Source organism: Paenibacillus ihumii (assembly GCF_001403875.1).
Taxonomy (GTDB): Bacteria; Bacillota; Bacilli; order Paenibacillales; family Paenibacillaceae; genus Fontibacillus; species Fontibacillus ihumii.
In genome coordinates this window covers 2234407-2251556 of record NZ_LN884299.1, presented here as the reverse complement: position 1 = coordinate 2251556, position 17150 = coordinate 2234407, and the positions used below count along the sequence as shown (strand labels likewise).

Sequence of the window (17150 nt, the reverse complement as noted above, 5' to 3'; positions counted from 1 at the left end):
CAGCAAACAGCCGTTGCCTCGATATCCGCCGGTTAGCTGCAACACCATCAACGGGTAAGCAAGACAACCCATATATTTATCCTAGCCATTAACATATTTACTTTTTTTAACCGATATTAAATGAGTTCAGTTAATAGCATGAGGAGGAGTAGAGAAATTATGAAGTTTATGAAGCTTAAGACGTGGTTTGCCGTCACTACAATGCTAGTATTGCTGGCGGCTTGCACGACGGTTGAAAAAGAAATTTCAGGGGAGGGAGCAGCGAATATATCTGATTTCACACTTTTTGACAAGCAAACTAGAACAGTAATGAGTGAAGACGAAACGGTACAAATTACTGTGCCTGAAGATTGGATAACGAGAGAAGTCTCAATGAATGGGAATAACCGCCTTGTTATACATAATGATCAAGCTTCGATTACTTTAAGCATTGTTCAGGAGCTTCATTCAGAAGCAAACGATGATATGAATTTGGAGAAGTGGGAAAATGAATTCGATGCGAACATAGGACAAACGACTGTCGTAGATGAGCGCGTGCTGGAGATCGATGGAGCACCGGCTAGAGAGAGATTTATCAAATATGTAGAGTCGAAGCATTTGTGGATGCAAACCTTTCTGGAGAAAGATGGTGCATTCTATCTGATCTCCATATCCATCCCTGAATCAACGTATACCTTGAATAAAGAGGAACTGCAGAAGATGACTGAAACCTTTAAAGTGCTTAAGCCTGCAGAGAAGGAAGTATTTGACTCCAGTAACAGTCAAACGATGGTTAATGACGATCAGTCGTTACAAATTACTGTACCCATAAATTGGAGGGAGGCAAGAACAAATATTAATCAAATCGGTGAATTCATCTTAAAAAATGACCGGAAAGCGGAATTGTTACTTATGCGGGAGTTCGCCTCAGGAAAAACGGAGGATACAACCCTTCAAGAAATTGTAGATGGAAGATTCGAGAATTATAAACAATTCCATCAAGGCGAAATGATTGGCTGGAGGCAGCTGCTGATTGATGGACAGCCTGCTTATCAAGTGGAAGGAAGATGTGAATATAATAGGGAAGACCACGGCTTGCTAATTACGGCGCTGCTTAAAGATAATGCCTATTATGTAATGATAATCTCTAGCCCAGTTGAAGATTTTCTCATATATAAAAGGGAGTATAAACGTATTTTGGAATCCTTCCAGGTATTGAAACATGTCGGAGAACAAAGTGATTCAGTGGCAATGGATAAAGAACAATCCGAGGTATTTGATAACAAACTGGCCTCGATGAAGATCAAGCTTACAGCGCAATGGAAGAAAATCAACATAGATCAGGATGCACAGTTGCAGGCAATACATCCGGGGGACAATACGTTGTTTTTTGCTTATGGTGAACAAGCTTCCGAGGACGATACTCTGACTTTGGATGATATATATGAGTATTATATTAGCGATTCACTATTAGAAAGTCCCAAATGGTCAAAACCTGAGCCTATAAAAATCCAAGATTATGATGCAATCTATTTTAAGGGTACTGGAATTAGCAATGGGACGAAGGCCACGATCATTGTAGCCATTACCCGCTCTTCTCGCCAATATACTCAACTTATGTTTGTCGGAAAGCAGGACGTTATGGAGGCCAACGAGGATTGGTATAAGAAAGCAATATCTACTTACTCAGAAAGATTGTACTAATTTAGGGCAAATTGCTCTCTATTTCGGATTAGGTGACAAAATTGTCACTTGCGGGCTTACTTTGTTATATTAAAAGAATGCTTTTTAATAAATTTTTTGTAAAATAGAGAGGGTGGGTTTAAAAAGGATATGATATGGAGGTTTTATGGGAGAGACAGACATTTTATTTATTTTGAAAATGATTGTTATTGGACTTGTCCAAGGCTTTACAGAACCCATTCCTGTATCGTCTAGCGGACATGTGATGATTGCGAGTGAGATTTTAGGGCTAGGCGAACAAGGGTTTACGTTTGCGATTTTAACGAACACCGCTTCACTGCTCGCCGTTCTATGGATTTATCGCGAGGATATCCTACGCCTAGCCAAAAATTCACTCCGCTATTTGCAAACCAAGGATTCACGCTACAAGAGTGATTTTCGGTTTGTGCTGTTTATCATCGTCGGCACGATTCCTGCAGGTGTTCTTGGCGTACTCCTAAGCGATTTTATTGCAGATAGTGTAAGTATGACAACAATTGCAATCATGCTATTCGTTACTGGTATCGCCTTATTTTTAATCCGTAATATGAAGGGGAAAAAGGGCGAGGGAGATATGACGCTGAAGGACGCCATTTTAGTTGGCTTAGGACAGGCGGTCGCGCTTGCACCTGGCATTAGCCGCTCGGGAGCTACAATTATTTCTGCGATTGCCTGCGGCATCAAGCAGGATACAGCGCTTCGCTTCGCATTTATGCTCTATATTCCTGTCAGCCTTGGCGGTGTGGTACTCGGGTTTTCCGATTTTATGAATGAGCCTAATAAAGGCGAGCTCGCGATTCCATACATAGCAGCCTTTATTGCGACACTGTTCATGACCTATTTCGCGATGAAATGGTTTATGGGAATTATGAAAAAAGGCAAGCTTATTTACTTTACGTATTATTGCTTTTTAGTCGGCACATTACTGCTTATTTTCTTTTAGGCTAAGTTTATTGAGGATAGAACCCAGTCCAGAAAGTGGACTGGGTTTTTTGTAAAGCTTAGATTTGTACTGACAGTCCTTCTGAGAAAATTGAAGCTGTGGCGCTGGCCAAGTGCACAAAGTTTATCCCGGGCTAAAAAATTGATGTTTAATTTTAAAGTCGCCGTATCGCTCATTTAGCATTGAGAAGCCGTTTTATGGTTAATCCGAATAACGCAAAGCAAGTCAGGGCGGCACAGACATCTGCAATAGGCTCGGCAATAATAACGGCATTCGTTTTGGGATTGATGAACACAGGAAGTACGTATACCAACGGAATAAGTAAAATAATTTTGCGTAAGACGGCAATAAAAATGGAAACCTTCGCTTGTCCTAAGGCAATAAAAATTTGCTGAAATGCTAATTGAAGGCCGTAAATACACATGCCGAGAAAGAATATTTTCATAAGCTTAACCGTCAGTGCGATCAAATCGGGATTGTTCGTAAAAATCATAACAGGAAGCTGGGGTAGAAAAATAGCGACACTCCACATAGCCAGCCCCAAAATAGCGCAAAACAAGCTGCAATACATTATAGTGGATTTCACCCTCCTAAAATTACCGGATCCGAAATTATATCCGATTATCGGCTGAGCACCTTGTGCAAAACTTTGCAAAAGCAGGGTGAAGATTTGCATGAGACTGCTCATGATTCCCATGGCTGCAATGTACAGATCTCCGCCATATCTGGCGAGAGAAGTGTTGAACACAATTTGAATAAGACTCTCCGTTGATTGCATGATAAACGGGGAAAGTCCCAATGTAAGGATACTTACAGCTATTTTGGAGTTGATGCGCATGTATTTGATCCGCAGACGCAGATGAGTTCGTTTAGATGTGAGGAACCATACTACCCATATCGCTGAGATGGCCTGTGATATCACAGTAGCCAGTGCCGCGCCTTTGACCCCCAAATTCATCCCGAAAATAAAAATCGGGTCAAGGATTGTATTTACGGCTGCTCCTATACATATCGTCATCATTGCCGTTTTTGCAAATCCCTGAGCCGCAATAAATTGGTTTAACCCTAGGGATAGAAGAACCATAACCGTACCCATTGAATATATTCCCATATAATCGTCTGCCGACGGCAGAGTCTCCGGACTTGCCCCGAATAGAGTTAATAACGGAGTTCTAAATAGGAAAATAGAGAGGGTCAACACAACTGAAACGATCAAAAGCATTACAAAGCAGTTGCCCATCAATTCTTCTGCTTTTTTGGGCTTTCCTTCTCCCATTTGAATTGAAGCGAGAGGCGCACCGCCAAACCCAATAAGCCCAGCAAAAGCTGAAATCACCATGATGATCGGGAATCCTACGCCAATGCCAGACAAGGCGAGCGTTCCTGTTACGGGTATCCTTCCAATAAACATTCGGTCAATTATATTGTATAGTGCATTAATGACCTGCGCGACGACGGCAGGGGCAGCAAGTGAGAGTATTAATTTAGGAATTCTCTCATTAGCAAATCGGTGATTCATATTGGTATTCATTTGGACGATCTTCCTTGTTAGTTTATTCGAACCCTATTCTGTTAGAGGACAGTAAATATCAACAATCCTTCATAAACAAGAACAAATTCGATGGTAACATACCGGAGATTGATTTGAAATATGCATTTTAAAGCGCTGTGAAGCCTCTAGTTTCTTTTGATTGATCACGAGCAAACCCGGTATACACTGAGAAGTTATTGTTGCTTAAATCGGCCGTTTTGGGCGTTTAGAATATAAGGGCCGATTTCTTGTAAAGCAAAAGGCATAGCTTCGAATCATCCAGTTCCGGTGCTGTATAATACGTTTCTTTTTGATTAGAATGAGCGCTCTAATAGTTATAAACGGCCGCCGAAGTCGAATACCGTTCAAGCGATTTCAGCATTGGACGGTCTGCTGCTGGCCTTCTTTATTGTCGGCATTGAAATAAGACGATTCCTGCTTAAACCCCTTGAGAAGTTGAGCGCTGCAGCAAGACAAATTGCAGCAGGAAATTGGGCTGTAAAGTTGCCTTTGTCGAGGATTGCAGAAATTGCTGAAGTTCGCGATGGATTTGAAGTTATGGTGGAGGGGCTGCAGACTTCATACCGAAAACAAGTGGATTTGGAAGATGAACGCCGATTCGTGATTGGTGCCGTTGCACATGATTTACGGACACCATTGTTTGCCTTGCGGGGTTATTTGGAGGGATTGGAGCAGGGGATCGCTCAATCCCCGGAGAAAATAGCCAAATATTTAGCGGTTTGTAAAGAAAAATCGGCTCAATTGGATCGTCTGGTAGAGGTTCTTTTCACATTTACAAAAATGGAGTATTTGGAGACGGAGATCAGCAGCAACAAGGTTGATTTAAAACTTATACTTCGGAACTCGATCGATAGCCTGAGTCCGCTAGCTCGGCAAAAAAACATCACCATCTCAAACCAATCTACTGAAGATGGCATCATTAGCGGCGACGCGCACTTATTGGAGCGTGCCATGAACAATCTTTTGGACAATGCCGTCAGGCTTACGCCCTCAGGTGGTGAGATTACGATCCAATGGTATAGAGAGGGCAATAGAGTAAAGTTTGAGATCCGTGATTTTATATCGTGAGAAGAATCAAGAAGTCGCTCGACATGAGGCGGAGGATTAGGGTTAACGATCTCGCAAAGCATTATTAGGCTGACATGGGGGGACTTGCCGTCAGCAATTATCGAGAGGGGGGAGCACTGCTGACCGGTTGGATCCCCGCAACAGATCCAGATTAAACATGAAAGCGAGCCAATATTATTTCAAAATGGGCTTTTTTCGGAACCTAATCATGGCCGCTATCGCATAATATAAAGGTATGCATTCAATCAGAGTCCAGATCAGCACAACGGCAAAGGAGAAGTAATGTGTCTGGTAGGCTGATAAGTGATACGCATAATAAAAAGCGATAGCAATCGCAATTGCAACCAAAGCGGGAATGATGACCGCTTTGCTTTTTCCCTTTGTTAAATATGCTGTGCATTTTGCAGCGACATAAATCAGGAAGGAGCAATGGATGAACATGGAAGCCGTCCATACACCGATAATAAAAGGTGCTGAATTTTCCAGCAGCCCTTCGTTGATCATGCTTCTGATGATTTCGAGGAAAGGGTATTGAATCTGTTTAGCATAATGGGGACTAAAGTTTAACAGAGTGAAGATCCAATCAAGCATTACGATTGTACAATTGCCGATAGAGGCAACCGCAAGCGTTAGAAAGGTTCCCTTTCCAATTTTAAATTGGGGAGCGAGAAAGAGAAATACAACCCATTCCGTAATCACGGAAAAGGTAGCCAGGGTATTCTTGAAAAAGATAGGGAATTCAAAATAACGCACTAAAGCAGGCAGCATCTGAAAGTTGGCTTTTTGCGCAAAAAAGAAAAAAATAAACAAGGTCGAGCAAAGAATAACTAGAAAAAGTCCATCAGACATGTACACAATGGTTCTTACCCCTCGGCTGACAACATAGATCACCACCAAGCCAATGATAACCTGAATAAACCAGGGCGGTGTTCCCTTTAAGTAATTCGTGCCGAAGAATATAACAAAGTTCTGAATGTCGTAGGAAGCATAATACACGCACCATACCAGCAGCAGGAAAACCATGATGCGATGAAGTCCTTTGCCTATGATTTGAGTACCGAACTCTACAAAGGATGCCGAGGGATGCAATTTGCCAATATATACGACTGCGAATAGAACGATCAGGCTCAGGAGAGAGCCGCAAGCGATACCGGCAATCCCTTGATAGCTAGAGGCTTCCAGCAAGGAAGGGATTAGAAAAATAGAGGCCTGAGAGTTAAAATAAACGAAGGCAAATCTAGCCAGCCGCCAGTTGTTCGATCTCATGCTTGCTCTCTCCTTCCGATCAGTATTCTTTTCCGAAATCATCAAAGGTAAAATTCGTTACCAAGTTAATTTTGGCATGATGCCTATAGAATTCCGGCCAGCTTTCTTTTACCTTGTTCCAAAAACGAGGGTAGTTCCACTCCAAAAGAAAACCTAGCTCAAGAACGTCAGCGCCTGCTTGTTGGGTGGCCGCTATGCTCTTGTTAAAGTCAGCTGTGATTTTATGTTCTAGCCCATCCAGAATCATCCCGCTTATGTTCTTGACTGGACGGTTCAGGGCATCCTTCTTAGCAAGTATACTGGCTCGTCCCTTTAAATGAACCGTGAAGACCGGGCCATTTTCCGTCATTTTGACAGAGGTCCGTCCGCTGGTATATGTGAACTTTACATCGGCATTGCTCTTTGCCTCATCCCATTGTACGGAATAAATAGGGGATTTAAGATTTCCTCTGGCCCAGGCGATAATTTTGGCTTCTTCATAGGGGAGTGTGCCCTTTAGCTTGTCCTGCTGAAACAAGGCAGCGCCCTGTATGCCCGCCCACGGCTCTTTTTTGCCGGCATCCGCGGCCGAGGTGATCGTCCCGCTCTTCAATTGGGTCACTGCAAAACCGAGCCCTGCCGTTTCCGATACGATACAGTCTCTAATCGTTGTATTCAGCATATAGCCTTGCGAAGCAAAGCTCAGAAGGACAGCAGTAGGAAGCTGTTCAAATACCGGTGTTAGATGTGCGGTCTCCTGCAGATCCCCGGATGTCACCAGAATATATGCACCGATCGGGACATCGGGCTCCCTTTTAATCCATTCCAGCAGGTCTGCAATCCCTTGTTTGGCATATTCTTGGCTGATCATGACAATCTTTATCTCTGACAGGCTGAGCTGCCGCGAGAGGTCTTTATGTATCGTTTCAAGCGCTTTACTGATGCTGGTCGATTGTTGAGTCAGCAGGGAGTAGGGTTTTTCGCTGCTGCTGCCCCCGCCGGTTTCCTGACCGGATTGAAGGCGATTGGAGAGGGGGGTGCTGATGGTCACGGCCACGGTTCCAGGGCTTTCGCCGACGTCCAGGTATAATCCGTTTACAAAAGCACGCTCATCCAGCTCCACTTTGGACCAACACCCTGCAGTATTAAATAAAATGAAAAGCGAGAAAGCTAATTTCGGAAATAATCTCCTCATCTGTTAATTGGCTCTCCTTCGGCTAGTCATTCTTGAAAAGGCGCTGCTGCGTTTTTTCATTAAGGGAGCGGAAACGCGCAGAAATGCATCCCTCCAGTCGGAAAAGACCAGCGGGGCAACCGGCTGCAAATATGGCGCTCCAAAAGATCTTAAGCTTACTAAATGCGCGTAGATGATAAATGATCCTGCGAATATGCCGATCAGTCCCATCGTTCCGCCTAGAATAAGGAACGGGAAACGCAGCAGTCTTAAGACCAGCCCCAGCTCCAAATGAGGGATAATATAGGAGGCAACTCCCGTAACGGAGACCACAATGACCATAGGAGCAGATACGATTCCTGCTTGAACAGCAGCCTGCCCGATGACAATCCCGCCGATAATTGAAACCGTCTGTCCCACTGGCTTGGGAATCCGTGTGCCGGCCTCCCGAAGCGCCTCAAAAGTTAGCTCCATAATCAAAGCCTCAGACAATGCCGAGAAAGGAATATTCTCCCGGGCAGCAGCGATCGTAATCAACAGATTGGCCGGCAGCACCTGAGGATGGTAAGTCGTAATTGCAACATATAGGGCAGGCAGAAATACCGATAATAAAGCAAAGGTAAAGCGGATGATGCGAATCCAGCTGGCTGCATAGAAATTCTGATAATAATCCTCGGAGGATTGTAACAGCGAGAAGAAGGTTACCGGCGCGATGACCGCGTCAGGAACACCGTCCATGATTATGCCTATCCGACCTTCCAGAATGGAGGCAGCGACCGCGTCAGGACGTTCCGTATATTGAAAAATAGGAAAAGGAGAGGGCTGATCCTTGAATTGTTCAACTAAATAACTGATTCCAAAGACGCCGTCCGTGGATATGCCTTTCAGCTTTTTGTCAATGAGGTTCAGAATTTTCTTCTTCGGGAGCCCTTCAATATAAACAACATAAACTAACGTATTGGAATAATTTCCAATCGTGTATTCTTTCAATTTCAGTTTAGGGTGCTTAAGCTTGTGGCGAAGCAGTGAGATATTGCTGTGAATATCTTCAATGAAAGCCTCTTGCGGACCCGTGACGACCAATTCGTTTTGCGACTCGGTGATTGATCTTTTCTGGTATTGTGCGAGATCAAAATAATAAAATGCCGTTAGCTCTTGTACATACAGCACGGCTTTTCCCTGAACAACGAGCTCAGAAGCATGCTTAGGACTGGATACCGCTTGATAGGCAATAGGAAAAGCTTGCCCGTTCTCCAGCCTAGTACGGAAATCATCCCATCTGCCGCCAGACAGACTTTCAGCATGCAGTAAGTGAGCTATATTTTTTTGAAGAGTAGTGATATCGGTAATGGTCGGAATGTAGATTAACGTGCATGACCTGCCATGGATGAGAAATGATTTATATACGAGATCTGGATTGTCGGAGAGTAATTCTTTGAGAAGTACCAAGCTATTCACACTCATGCTTTCCCGCCCCGCCTTCCCTGACTAATCTAGTTGTATTATTCCGAAAAATCATGAAAATATGCCTTGGATTGACCGATAAACAAAGGGAAGTTATACTGCGTTGAAGGACTAAGAATAAGATATAGAGAAGGAGCAGCTTAGAGTGGTGAATCGATCTGGAAAATTCAACAAAATGTATGTTATGCAGCTAGCTACAATATTCATAGGATTCATCATTTTCGGCTTCTCTGAAAATATTAAAGGACCTGCCATTCCACGCATTCAATTGGATTTTATGCTAAACGAATCACAGCTGGGGACGTTGTTGTCCCTTAATGCGCTCGGCTATTTGATTGCATGCTCCTTTACGGCCTATCTGACCAAGATATGGGGAATCAAAAGAGTCACGATTGCGGCTTTTGCCGCGATGGCCGCCTCGGGGATATTCATATTTTTCTCGCAGCACTACTCCCTGTTCTCGGCGTCTTATTTCCTAATGTACATTGGAAACGGGATGCTGGAGATCGGACTGGCTATTCTAGGTGCCCGCATCTTTGTAAAAAACACGGGGACGATGATGAATTTAAGCCACGGCTTCTACGGCCTCAGCTCGACGGTGGCGCCGCTAATCGCGACGGGGTTAATGGAGGTTACGATCAACGGGTTTACGCTCGACTGGCGGGGCATGTATTTAGTTATGCTGCTATTATCGATCATACCGATTGTATTCGCCCTGTTCAGCACTTTTCCTGGGGATGACATCGAGCATGAAGAACGTATACCTTTGACAACATTGCTTAGAGATCCAGTTATTTGGCTCATGGTGCTTGTCTTAACCTTTGGCGTTGTCTCTGAATTGGCGGTCGGCGGCTGGCTGGTTAACTTTCTGGAAAAAGCTTATGGCTGGAGCACGGTCTCGGCTTCAGGCATGTTATCTGCATTTTTCTTATGTTTTGCGCTGGCGAGACTGCTGCTTGGACCGTTAACGGACAAGATTGGCTTTACTTTATCCTTGATTGTATTCTCGGGGATCTCGGCAGGCTGTACGTTTGCCGCAATCCTGGGCGGAGAGAATCTGGCTTTCCTGTTCGCTGCGGCAGGCATAGGCATTGCGATGATCTATCCCACAGTGATGGCCTTTATCGCCAGAAGATACCCGAACGGCAGTGATACCGCAATTACGTTTACCGTTACGCTTATGGGTGTTGGCAGTGTCATCGGCAATTACCTGATTGGGGGAGTTATTGAAATCACTAAGGGTATTTTTGGAGCAGATCCGCAGTTAGGCCTGCTTCGCGGTCTTCAGGCCGGCTATGGAGTCATCGGACTATGTGCGGCGCTATGCGCGGTTTCGGGAATCATACTATTTGCTTATTTATCCAGGCGTAAAGAAATCATTTAAGCGCAGAAAGGGGGCCCATATGAAATCTCAATCCTCCAACCCTATTAAAATCCCGCCAGGGTTTTGGGCCGGATTACGTCAACTCGGGATTACCGGCCACGACGTAGCGCGCAAGGCTCGGCTGCCGCTGACCATTCTAACTGAACCTGCAGTGACCAACGCTCAATATTTCGCTATTTGGCAGGCCTATTCGGATCTCATTGGCGATACTGCTGAAGGAATTATCAAACTTGTGACCGCCTTTGAAGCAGCGAAGTACCCGCCGACCGTATTAGCGACTTACCACGCTAGTGACTACCGCGAGGCTCTGCACCGAATGGCTCGGTACAAGCAGCTGTGCCCTCCCGAAAGCTTAAGTATCACCGAGGAGGGCGAGCATTGTACTATCGAGCTGGAATGGCAGGACACCAAGCAGCCTGGTCCGCCAATGCTAGTTGGTATCACGCTGGCATTCCTTCTGGAGCTTGGGCGCCGGGGCACAGGTTACCCTTTGGCAGCGCAATCCGTCGAATTATCGGCCTCTATGGGTGATGTAAAGGTCCTTGAAGCTTACTTCGGCTGCCGTCTCCAGAGCAGTGCAAAGCGTAACAGGTTAACGCTGCATCGAAGCGATTTGGATCGCCCCTTTGTCTCCTACAACGAAGAGCTGCTGGAGATCCTGACCCCCGCTCTGGATCAATCGCTTGATGAACAGCAGCACAGCCTTTCCATTACTGAGATGGTCAAATGGATTATGAAACGCAGCCTGACTGGAGGACGTCCTAACATTCAGGCTGTCGCAAAGGAGCTCAGTATGAGCGAACGTACCTTGCAGCGCCGGCTAACTGACGAAAACACAAGCTTCAAGCAATTATTGTTACAAGCTAGACATGAGCAGGCACGAGAGTACCTGGCAGACCCCTCGCTCGATATTAAAGAAGTGGCATATTTGATTGGATATAAGGATCAAAATTCGTTCTACCGGGCCTTCCGACTGTGGGAAGGTGTTACCCCATCCAATTGGCGTAGTCAACATTTAGAGGCCAACTGATATCACTTGGCGTGTTAAACAAGAACTTTGGCGCTCTATGCTAGTTACCGAATAATTCATACAAGGTAATATAATCACTATCCAAGCACAAAGGAGAAATGGATTATATTATGGATATGGGATTAAACAATAAAACTGCTTTAGTTACAGGATCAACGAAAGGCATAGGTAAAGCCATTGCCATTGAACTTGCCAAGGAAGGCGTTCATGTACTCATTAATGGACGAAATGACGAAGAGGTAGAACGAACTGTAAAGGAAATCAAATCAGATTTTCCGGCGACCTCTCCTCAAAACGCTGCCGCCGATATTGTCGATATAGAGCAAAGAGAAGCTTTATTTGAAAAATACCCCCATATTGATATTTTAGTGAATAACATGGGGATTTATGAAATAATGCCATATGAGGACGCCCTCGATGAAGTATGGGAGAAATACTTCCGTACCAATGTTCTTGCTGCAAATGGATTAACTAAATTTTATCTGCCTAAAATGTTGAAAAATGATTATGGCCGCATTATCTTTATCGCGAGTGAGGAAGCCATTATGCCATCGGGGCAAATGCCACAGTATGCGATGACCAAATCCATGCTGTTATCATTGTCAAAAAGCTTGTCTAAATTAACTAGAGGAACAGAAGTTACAGTCAATACGATCATGCCGGGACCGACACTTTCTGAAAATGTGCATCAAATCATCGAGGGGATGTACCCGAATGAAGATCTGACTTTTTCGGAAAAAGAGAAAAAATTTATGACCTCAAACCTGCCTCAATCGGAAATACAGCGATTTATCAAGCCTTATGAAATAGGCAGGCTAGCTGCATTTGTATGCAGTCCTTATGCATCCGCATTTAAAGGTTCGCCTATACGGATGGATGGGGGAATGGTACCGACTATTTTTTAAATAATGAAGAATTTTGCTTTGACAAATAAGTCGCCAATTAGGCGGCTTATTTGTTTTACGAAATAGAGAATCAGGCAGGAAAAGCACTAAAGCAACTTAAATATATAGTAGAGAAGCTAGCTAATGGGGGGATTAGAATGGAAAATTGCCTGATTCGAGAAGTTAAAATATATCTCGATAGAGTATATAAACCACAGGGATATAATTTAGGTTGGAATTGTGGAGAGGTTGGGGGACAACATATTTTTCATTCCCATCTTCATATTATTCCAAGATATAAAGATGAGTCGCTAGCTGGCAAAGGTATTCGGTATATGTTTAAGAATCCTCAGAATGAACGTAATCATTGTTTATTTACCAAAGAAATACAATAAAGACCGCTAGAAATGGGTCCGGGCGCCGGGAGATCAGCGCTTGACCCACGCCCGCTTCAGATCCATTTCCTGAATGCACTCCTCCGTGTCATGCCTGTTATTGTCAATCAATGGAGTAACCGCATAGGCATGCATCTCTTCTGCCGAATGGGGCCGTAGGATGAGATCCAGGGCCTCCAGATCGTTCGTCTGTTCATCAAGCCACCGGGTTATGTCCTCTGGCGAGAATCGCCGGCATCCGGCTGTCGAATTCTTCAATCAGCGGATTGGCTTCCGTCATAACCAGGCTGCAGGTGCGGAGCGGTTCGCCATGCGCATCCCGCCAAATTTCGTACAGGCCGGCTACGCCGAACATGCCGCGGTTTTTCAGGACTACCCGAACCGGATATGATCTCTTTCCTACTGTCTTCCAATAGTAAAACCCGTTACAGGGGATAATACAGCGCTGCTTGTCCACCATTTTGCGATAGGTCGGGTTCCGGTGGACATTCCTGAGATCTGCGTTGATCGCATCTTTACCCCAGTAGGGGATAAAGCCCCAGCGGAACTCGTCCAGAATCCGTTCCCCGTTCTGCTGCAGCACGACCGGCATATTCTGCGTGGGGCTGATGTTATAACGGTTTCTGTAGTAGTACATCACGCGCTCAATATGGAAATGCTCCTGAACCTCCGGCAGCTCGGCCGCCATGGAAAAACGTTGACACATGAAGCAACAGCCTCCTTTTTTGTATTGTTTGCATAAGAAGGGAATTTATTCATGTGTTTTAGCTGAAGCTGAGTTAAGCGAAATGGTAAATCGGATTGGAGGCTTCGGAGATTTCTGCTTATTCTTGTTAAGCTAACTGGCAGTTATCTTAAATCCACACTTTGTTGCAAATTTATGGTAGCAAGACGGTTTTCTTATGGTTAAATATCAACATTAGAATATAACATAGCCTACTTAAAAGAGACAATTCGCTTAATTTCATTAATAAGAGTTGGATTCTGATTGCGGTTTTGCAAAGGCGGTCTGAGGCTAATTTTTAAATTTCCCTCTGTTGGACTTGGGAATGTGTAATAAGAGAAGAGTGTGCTTAATTTCGAACACGCCTGTGTTGTGTTACCATATTGTTATTGACTGAAAAGAGGGGATCAAAAAATGAAGTTAGTGAGACCCTAGTATTTATATTGTCAAGCAGCCTAGATAAAGGAGAATCTTATCATGATCGACAAAGAGTTTGATAAAATTTTTGCGCTTATGAAAGCCTCTTTTCCAACAAGTGAACGAAGAAATTATGCCGGACAGAAGGAACTGTTGGCCGAGCCATATTACCGTCTCATTACGGAAATAAACAGCAACAACCAAGTAATCGCGTTCATGGCAGTTTGGGAATTTCCTTCGTTCCGGTTCATTGAACATATTGCTGTCGATCCAAACACCCGCGGGAGCGGCATAGGCGGGAAATTAATGGCCTCTTATATGAGAGAGTCATCCAAGCCGATCCTATTGGAGGTGGAGTATCCTGACACAGACCTAGCACAACGGAGAATAGCCTTTTATGAGCGCTTGGGATTCCAGCTTAATCCTTTTGATTATTTGCAGCCGCCTCTTCAAGAAGGGGAGACCTATTTACCGCTGAAGATTATGAGTTATCCTCGAATTCTCACGGAAGAGGAGTTTACCCATCAAAAAGAAATCTTGTATACAAACGTGTATAAGGTTACCGAGCAGCCAAGCTGAGGGAGTATAGGATCGCTGAGTTCATATTACGGGGCAATCCATGCAGATGGAGGATTCTGAATGATTTAACGGATTTGTTATTTCATGATAGGTTATCACGGGGGCGAGTCAAAGCATTCCTGTCGTCAAACCGGTTACGGATAGAAGTTATATGAGATTTAAATAGAAGGAGCACTCTCATGTGAGAGTGCTTCAACTGTTTTGTTTAAGGTCCATTAGATCTAGAGTAGCGTATCCTTTGCCATGTTTGCTAAAATAAAGAGGTCGTGAAATGGGGTACTTGCTGATGTAAGATATCAGTGTACTTATGTATTAAAAATTTACCCTAAAGCCCCGTAAAGATTTCATGCATTTGTTTTATTGTGGAATGAATATTATAGAAGAGGAGGCTCTAGTCTCTGCCTAAGGATGCTCGGTCAGACTGGACAAAGGAACGGTCATTTCCTGCTCTGAGTTTCCGATTGGATACACCCGAGCGGTTCCATCCTCATTAACATGTTGGATAAAGATGGGAATATCTTGATACGTTACATTTTTCATTATAGCCGATTCTGAAATTTCAATTGCTCTTTGTTTGTTCATAAAAACTCTCCTTATTCGAAAGATCATTTCGGTGGATCAATCTGACGGTTTTGCTCTTAGCCGAACTGATCCCTCCATGTGGTGCTTTAAATTCTTTGCAATGACTAGAATGCACCAACCGGTTCGAACTTATGCAAAAGTTCGTTTTTTCCGCGAAGCGCAGTTAATCCATGCATCCATTTGTATGACATTGTGCCGATTGTTATTGGAGCAATTAAGAAGAAATGCTCCGTCCTATTTAATGTTAAAGTTTGGTTAATGTTATTGGTTTAAGGATGATAAAACACAAAGGGCTAGGATCCGCAAATCGAAGATACCAAGGAAAATCATTGGAGGATACTGTTCGGCTCCTCCTCCTTGGTACAATATGGCGATTGCCAGCTTTGTGATGGCCTTGTCGACACTTGCACTCGGCATTGTACCTGACTTCTGGATTTATTAGGCCATTATGGCTATGTTCGGAGTAGCGATGCCGATCTTTAATACGCCGACGACCGTTATGCTGCAGGAGAAGGTGGATAAAAATTATTTAGGACGGATATTCGGCGTCTTTGGAATGATCTCGACATCTATGATGCCAGTCGGGATGCTGATCTTCGGACCGCTTGCCGATGTGGTGAAAGTCGAATGGCTGCTGATTGGAACTGGATTGCTTATGCTCTTGCTGACTGTATTTTTCACGCGCAATAAGCGGTTGGTCGAAGCGGGCATGCCGCTGCTTAAAGAGGATGCAGCAAATGACCCGGAATTCGGGAATTTATAGCATGATTAAGCGGGACGGTCGATTATAGCTGCATCAAAAATCAATAATCATATAGAAGACAGATTGCGATGGGTCTACTCCAGCTTCAGCAGCATATATTTCTGGATAAAAGGCTGAGGAGGCAAGTTCATGGATGACGCATTGTATGAACACCGGTTTTGGCTGCAGATTCTTGGCGACCATTGCCGGTTTATTTTAACTGCTCTGTCACCCAGGGAAAAAGCGGATGTCGCGACCGCCGAACGCTTGATAGCCAGCTTTGATATGCTGCTCGGGGAGGCGAGGAGACCGGGTGCATCCACGTTCCTCGCAAAACTGACGCATGATGCCAGTCATGCTGTGCATGAGCTGCGAGAATTTAAGCTGAATTTGCTGGAACGGCAGCTTGTTGGGAAAATTGATCTATTGTTGACCCCTTCTTTTATCAATCACATGGTTAATGAATTGGAGGAGTATCAGCGAGTTTTGCAGGCGCTTAATGAAGGTCGGGGAGTTCCTCTGTTTCACCCCCTGCATTACGATATGGTCTGGCTGCAGGACGCCATCGGCCACGCCGCAAGCCTGGCGTCCGATTTGGATTTTGCGGAAAAGCCATTAATTGCAAAGAGTATGGCCTTTAGAAAGGATTTTGAAGGCTTCTATCTGAAGGCCGTGGAAATGACCGGATATTTGCGGACCCATTTAAAGGATTTTCCCGCTCTTCGCAAATTTCATGCGGATATCGACCTGGAAATGAGGGTGTTTATGCATTTTCTGTCGGAGCTCGAGGAGCTTGGATTACGCGGTGAGGTGCTGGATCGGATTAATCCACTGATGCCGGATCATATGTATCGTGAAGAATGCTACTATCTGTCCAAGTTGGCCGCCTTAGGTCAAATACAGAGCCCAAACTGCGATCCGGCGAAGCCCAGAGTCACAGGCTGAAGCGGAGTTTCCCATGTCCTTCAGGGGCTTGATAGCTTGCCAGAGGACTGGAAGTTGGATGAAAGATAGAATTGCCTTAAGAGAGTGCTGTCTGAAATAGGTCAGTGCTCTTTTTTTGTTTTAACGATTCTCTAAATCCACAGGACTTTACGCCTAAGTTATCCATCGTTCATGCGATGATCATCTTACTTTTTCTGAATACTTTGTACCTACCGCTTCCTTGCTTTTCCAGTGTATGATGAGAAAGATCGTCGAATTTCTGCGAAATTTAAGGAAGGAAGTCGCATTGTGGAGAGATTCATAGTGACCTGATATGCTTTT

14 protein-coding genes and 3 pseudogenes are annotated in these 17150 nt (G+C 44.4%); 10 read left to right on the top strand and 7 right to left on the bottom strand.

Annotated elements, in window-relative coordinates:
- Positions 1-159 precede the first annotated feature (159 nt).
- Both BN2762_RS17595 and BN2762_RS17590 read left to right on the top strand, forming a co-directional pair.
- Positions 160-1683, top strand: a complete 1524-nt coding sequence (locus BN2762_RS17595) for a hypothetical protein (protein WP_055108204.1) — start codon at positions 160-162, stop codon at positions 1681-1683.
- A gap of 145 nt (positions 1684-1828) precedes the next feature.
- Positions 1829-2644 (top strand): undecaprenyl-diphosphate phosphatase, encoded by an 816-nt coding sequence (locus BN2762_RS17590; protein WP_055108203.1) that lies wholly within the window; start codon positions 1829-1831, stop codon positions 2642-2644.
- 172 nt (positions 2645-2816) lie between these two features.
- Here the strand turns inward: BN2762_RS17590 and BN2762_RS17585 are convergent, their stop codons facing one another.
- Together BN2762_RS17585 and BN2762_RS26960 are read right to left on the bottom strand one after the other, a co-directional pair.
- Positions 2817-4175, bottom strand: coding sequence for an MATE family efflux transporter (locus BN2762_RS17585; protein ID WP_055108202.1), 1359 nt, complete (start codon positions 4173-4175; stop codon positions 2817-2819).
- Between the two features lie 249 nt (positions 4176-4424).
- Positions 4425-4520, bottom strand: a pseudogene (locus tag BN2762_RS26960) (DUF2306 domain-containing protein); the annotation flags it as partial.
- A 36-nt stretch (positions 4521-4556) separates the two neighbouring features.
- Between BN2762_RS26960 and BN2762_RS17580 the strand changes: the two are divergent.
- A complete protein-coding gene (locus BN2762_RS17580) occupies positions 4557-5264 on the top strand; it encodes a sensor histidine kinase (protein ID WP_055108201.1) in 708 nt (235 codons plus the stop codon).
- A 174-nt stretch (positions 5265-5438) separates the two neighbouring features.
- Here BN2762_RS17580 and BN2762_RS17575 read toward each other — a convergent pair whose 3' ends face one another.
- Genes BN2762_RS17575 through BN2762_RS17565 form a run of 3 tightly spaced genes read right to left on the bottom strand, consistent with a single transcriptional unit; the run spans position 5439 to position 9147 of the window.
- Positions 5439-6530 carry a GerAB/ArcD/ProY family transporter gene (locus tag BN2762_RS17575; protein WP_055108200.1) on the bottom strand — a complete coding sequence of 364 codons (1092 nt, stop codon included), beginning with the start codon at positions 6528-6530 and terminating at the stop codon, positions 5439-5441.
- Between the two features lie 19 nt (positions 6531-6549).
- A complete protein-coding gene (locus BN2762_RS17570) occupies positions 6550-7704 on the bottom strand; it encodes a Ger(x)C family spore germination protein (protein ID WP_055108199.1) in 1155 nt (384 codons plus the stop codon).
- Positions 7705-7707: 3 nt separating this feature from the next.
- Positions 7708-9147: a spore germination protein gene (locus tag BN2762_RS17565; RefSeq protein ID WP_055108198.1), complete on the bottom strand. Its 1440-nt coding sequence runs from the start codon at positions 9145-9147 to the stop codon at positions 7708-7710.
- 175 nt (positions 9148-9322) lie between these two features.
- Between BN2762_RS17565 and BN2762_RS17560 the strand changes: the two genes are divergently transcribed.
- The 4 genes from BN2762_RS17560 to BN2762_RS17545 all read left to right on the top strand — a co-directional run bounded on the left by BN2762_RS17560 (position 9323) and on the right by BN2762_RS17545 (position 12840).
- Positions 9323-10531, top strand: a complete 1209-nt coding sequence (locus BN2762_RS17560) for an MFS transporter (protein WP_055110167.1) — start codon at positions 9323-9325, stop codon at positions 10529-10531.
- 19 nt (positions 10532-10550) lie between these two features.
- Positions 10551-11561 (top strand): helix-turn-helix transcriptional regulator, encoded by a 1011-nt coding sequence (locus BN2762_RS17555; RefSeq protein ID WP_055108197.1) that lies wholly within the window; start codon positions 10551-10553, stop codon positions 11559-11561.
- Between the two features lie 110 nt (positions 11562-11671).
- Positions 11672-12466: an SDR family NAD(P)-dependent oxidoreductase gene (locus BN2762_RS17550; RefSeq protein ID WP_055108196.1), complete on the top strand. Its 795-nt coding sequence runs from the start codon at positions 11672-11674 to the stop codon at positions 12464-12466.
- 104 nt (positions 12467-12570) lie between these two features.
- Entirely contained in the window at positions 12571-12840 is a 270-nt protein-coding gene (locus BN2762_RS17545; protein ID WP_230202632.1) for an HIT family protein, read from the top strand.
- A gap of 33 nt (positions 12841-12873) precedes the next feature.
- Here BN2762_RS17545 and BN2762_RS17540 read toward each other — a convergent pair.
- Positions 12874-13546 (bottom strand): annotated as a pseudogene (locus tag BN2762_RS17540) (SOS response-associated peptidase).
- A 495-nt stretch (positions 13547-14041) separates the two neighbouring features.
- Between BN2762_RS17540 and BN2762_RS17535 the strand changes: the two are divergent.
- Positions 14042-14560 (top strand): GNAT family N-acetyltransferase, encoded by a 519-nt coding sequence (locus tag BN2762_RS17535; protein WP_055108195.1) that lies wholly within the window; start codon positions 14042-14044, stop codon positions 14558-14560.
- Positions 14561-14962: 402 nt separating this feature from the next.
- Here the strand turns inward: BN2762_RS17535 and BN2762_RS17530 are convergent, their stop codons facing one another.
- Complete coding sequence (locus tag BN2762_RS17530; RefSeq protein WP_055108194.1) at positions 14963-15142, bottom strand: H-type small acid-soluble spore protein; 180 nt, start codon at positions 15140-15142, stop codon at positions 14963-14965.
- 361 nt (positions 15143-15503) lie between these two features.
- Between BN2762_RS17530 and BN2762_RS17525 the strand changes: the two are divergent.
- A pseudogene (locus tag BN2762_RS17525) lies at positions 15504-15905 on the top strand (MFS transporter); the annotation flags it as partial.
- A gap of 129 nt (positions 15906-16034) precedes the next feature.
- Positions 16035-16829: a DUF2935 domain-containing protein gene (locus tag BN2762_RS17520; protein WP_055108192.1), complete on the top strand. Its 795-nt coding sequence runs from the start codon at positions 16035-16037 to the stop codon at positions 16827-16829.
- The last annotated feature ends 321 nt before the right edge of the window (positions 16830-17150 follow it).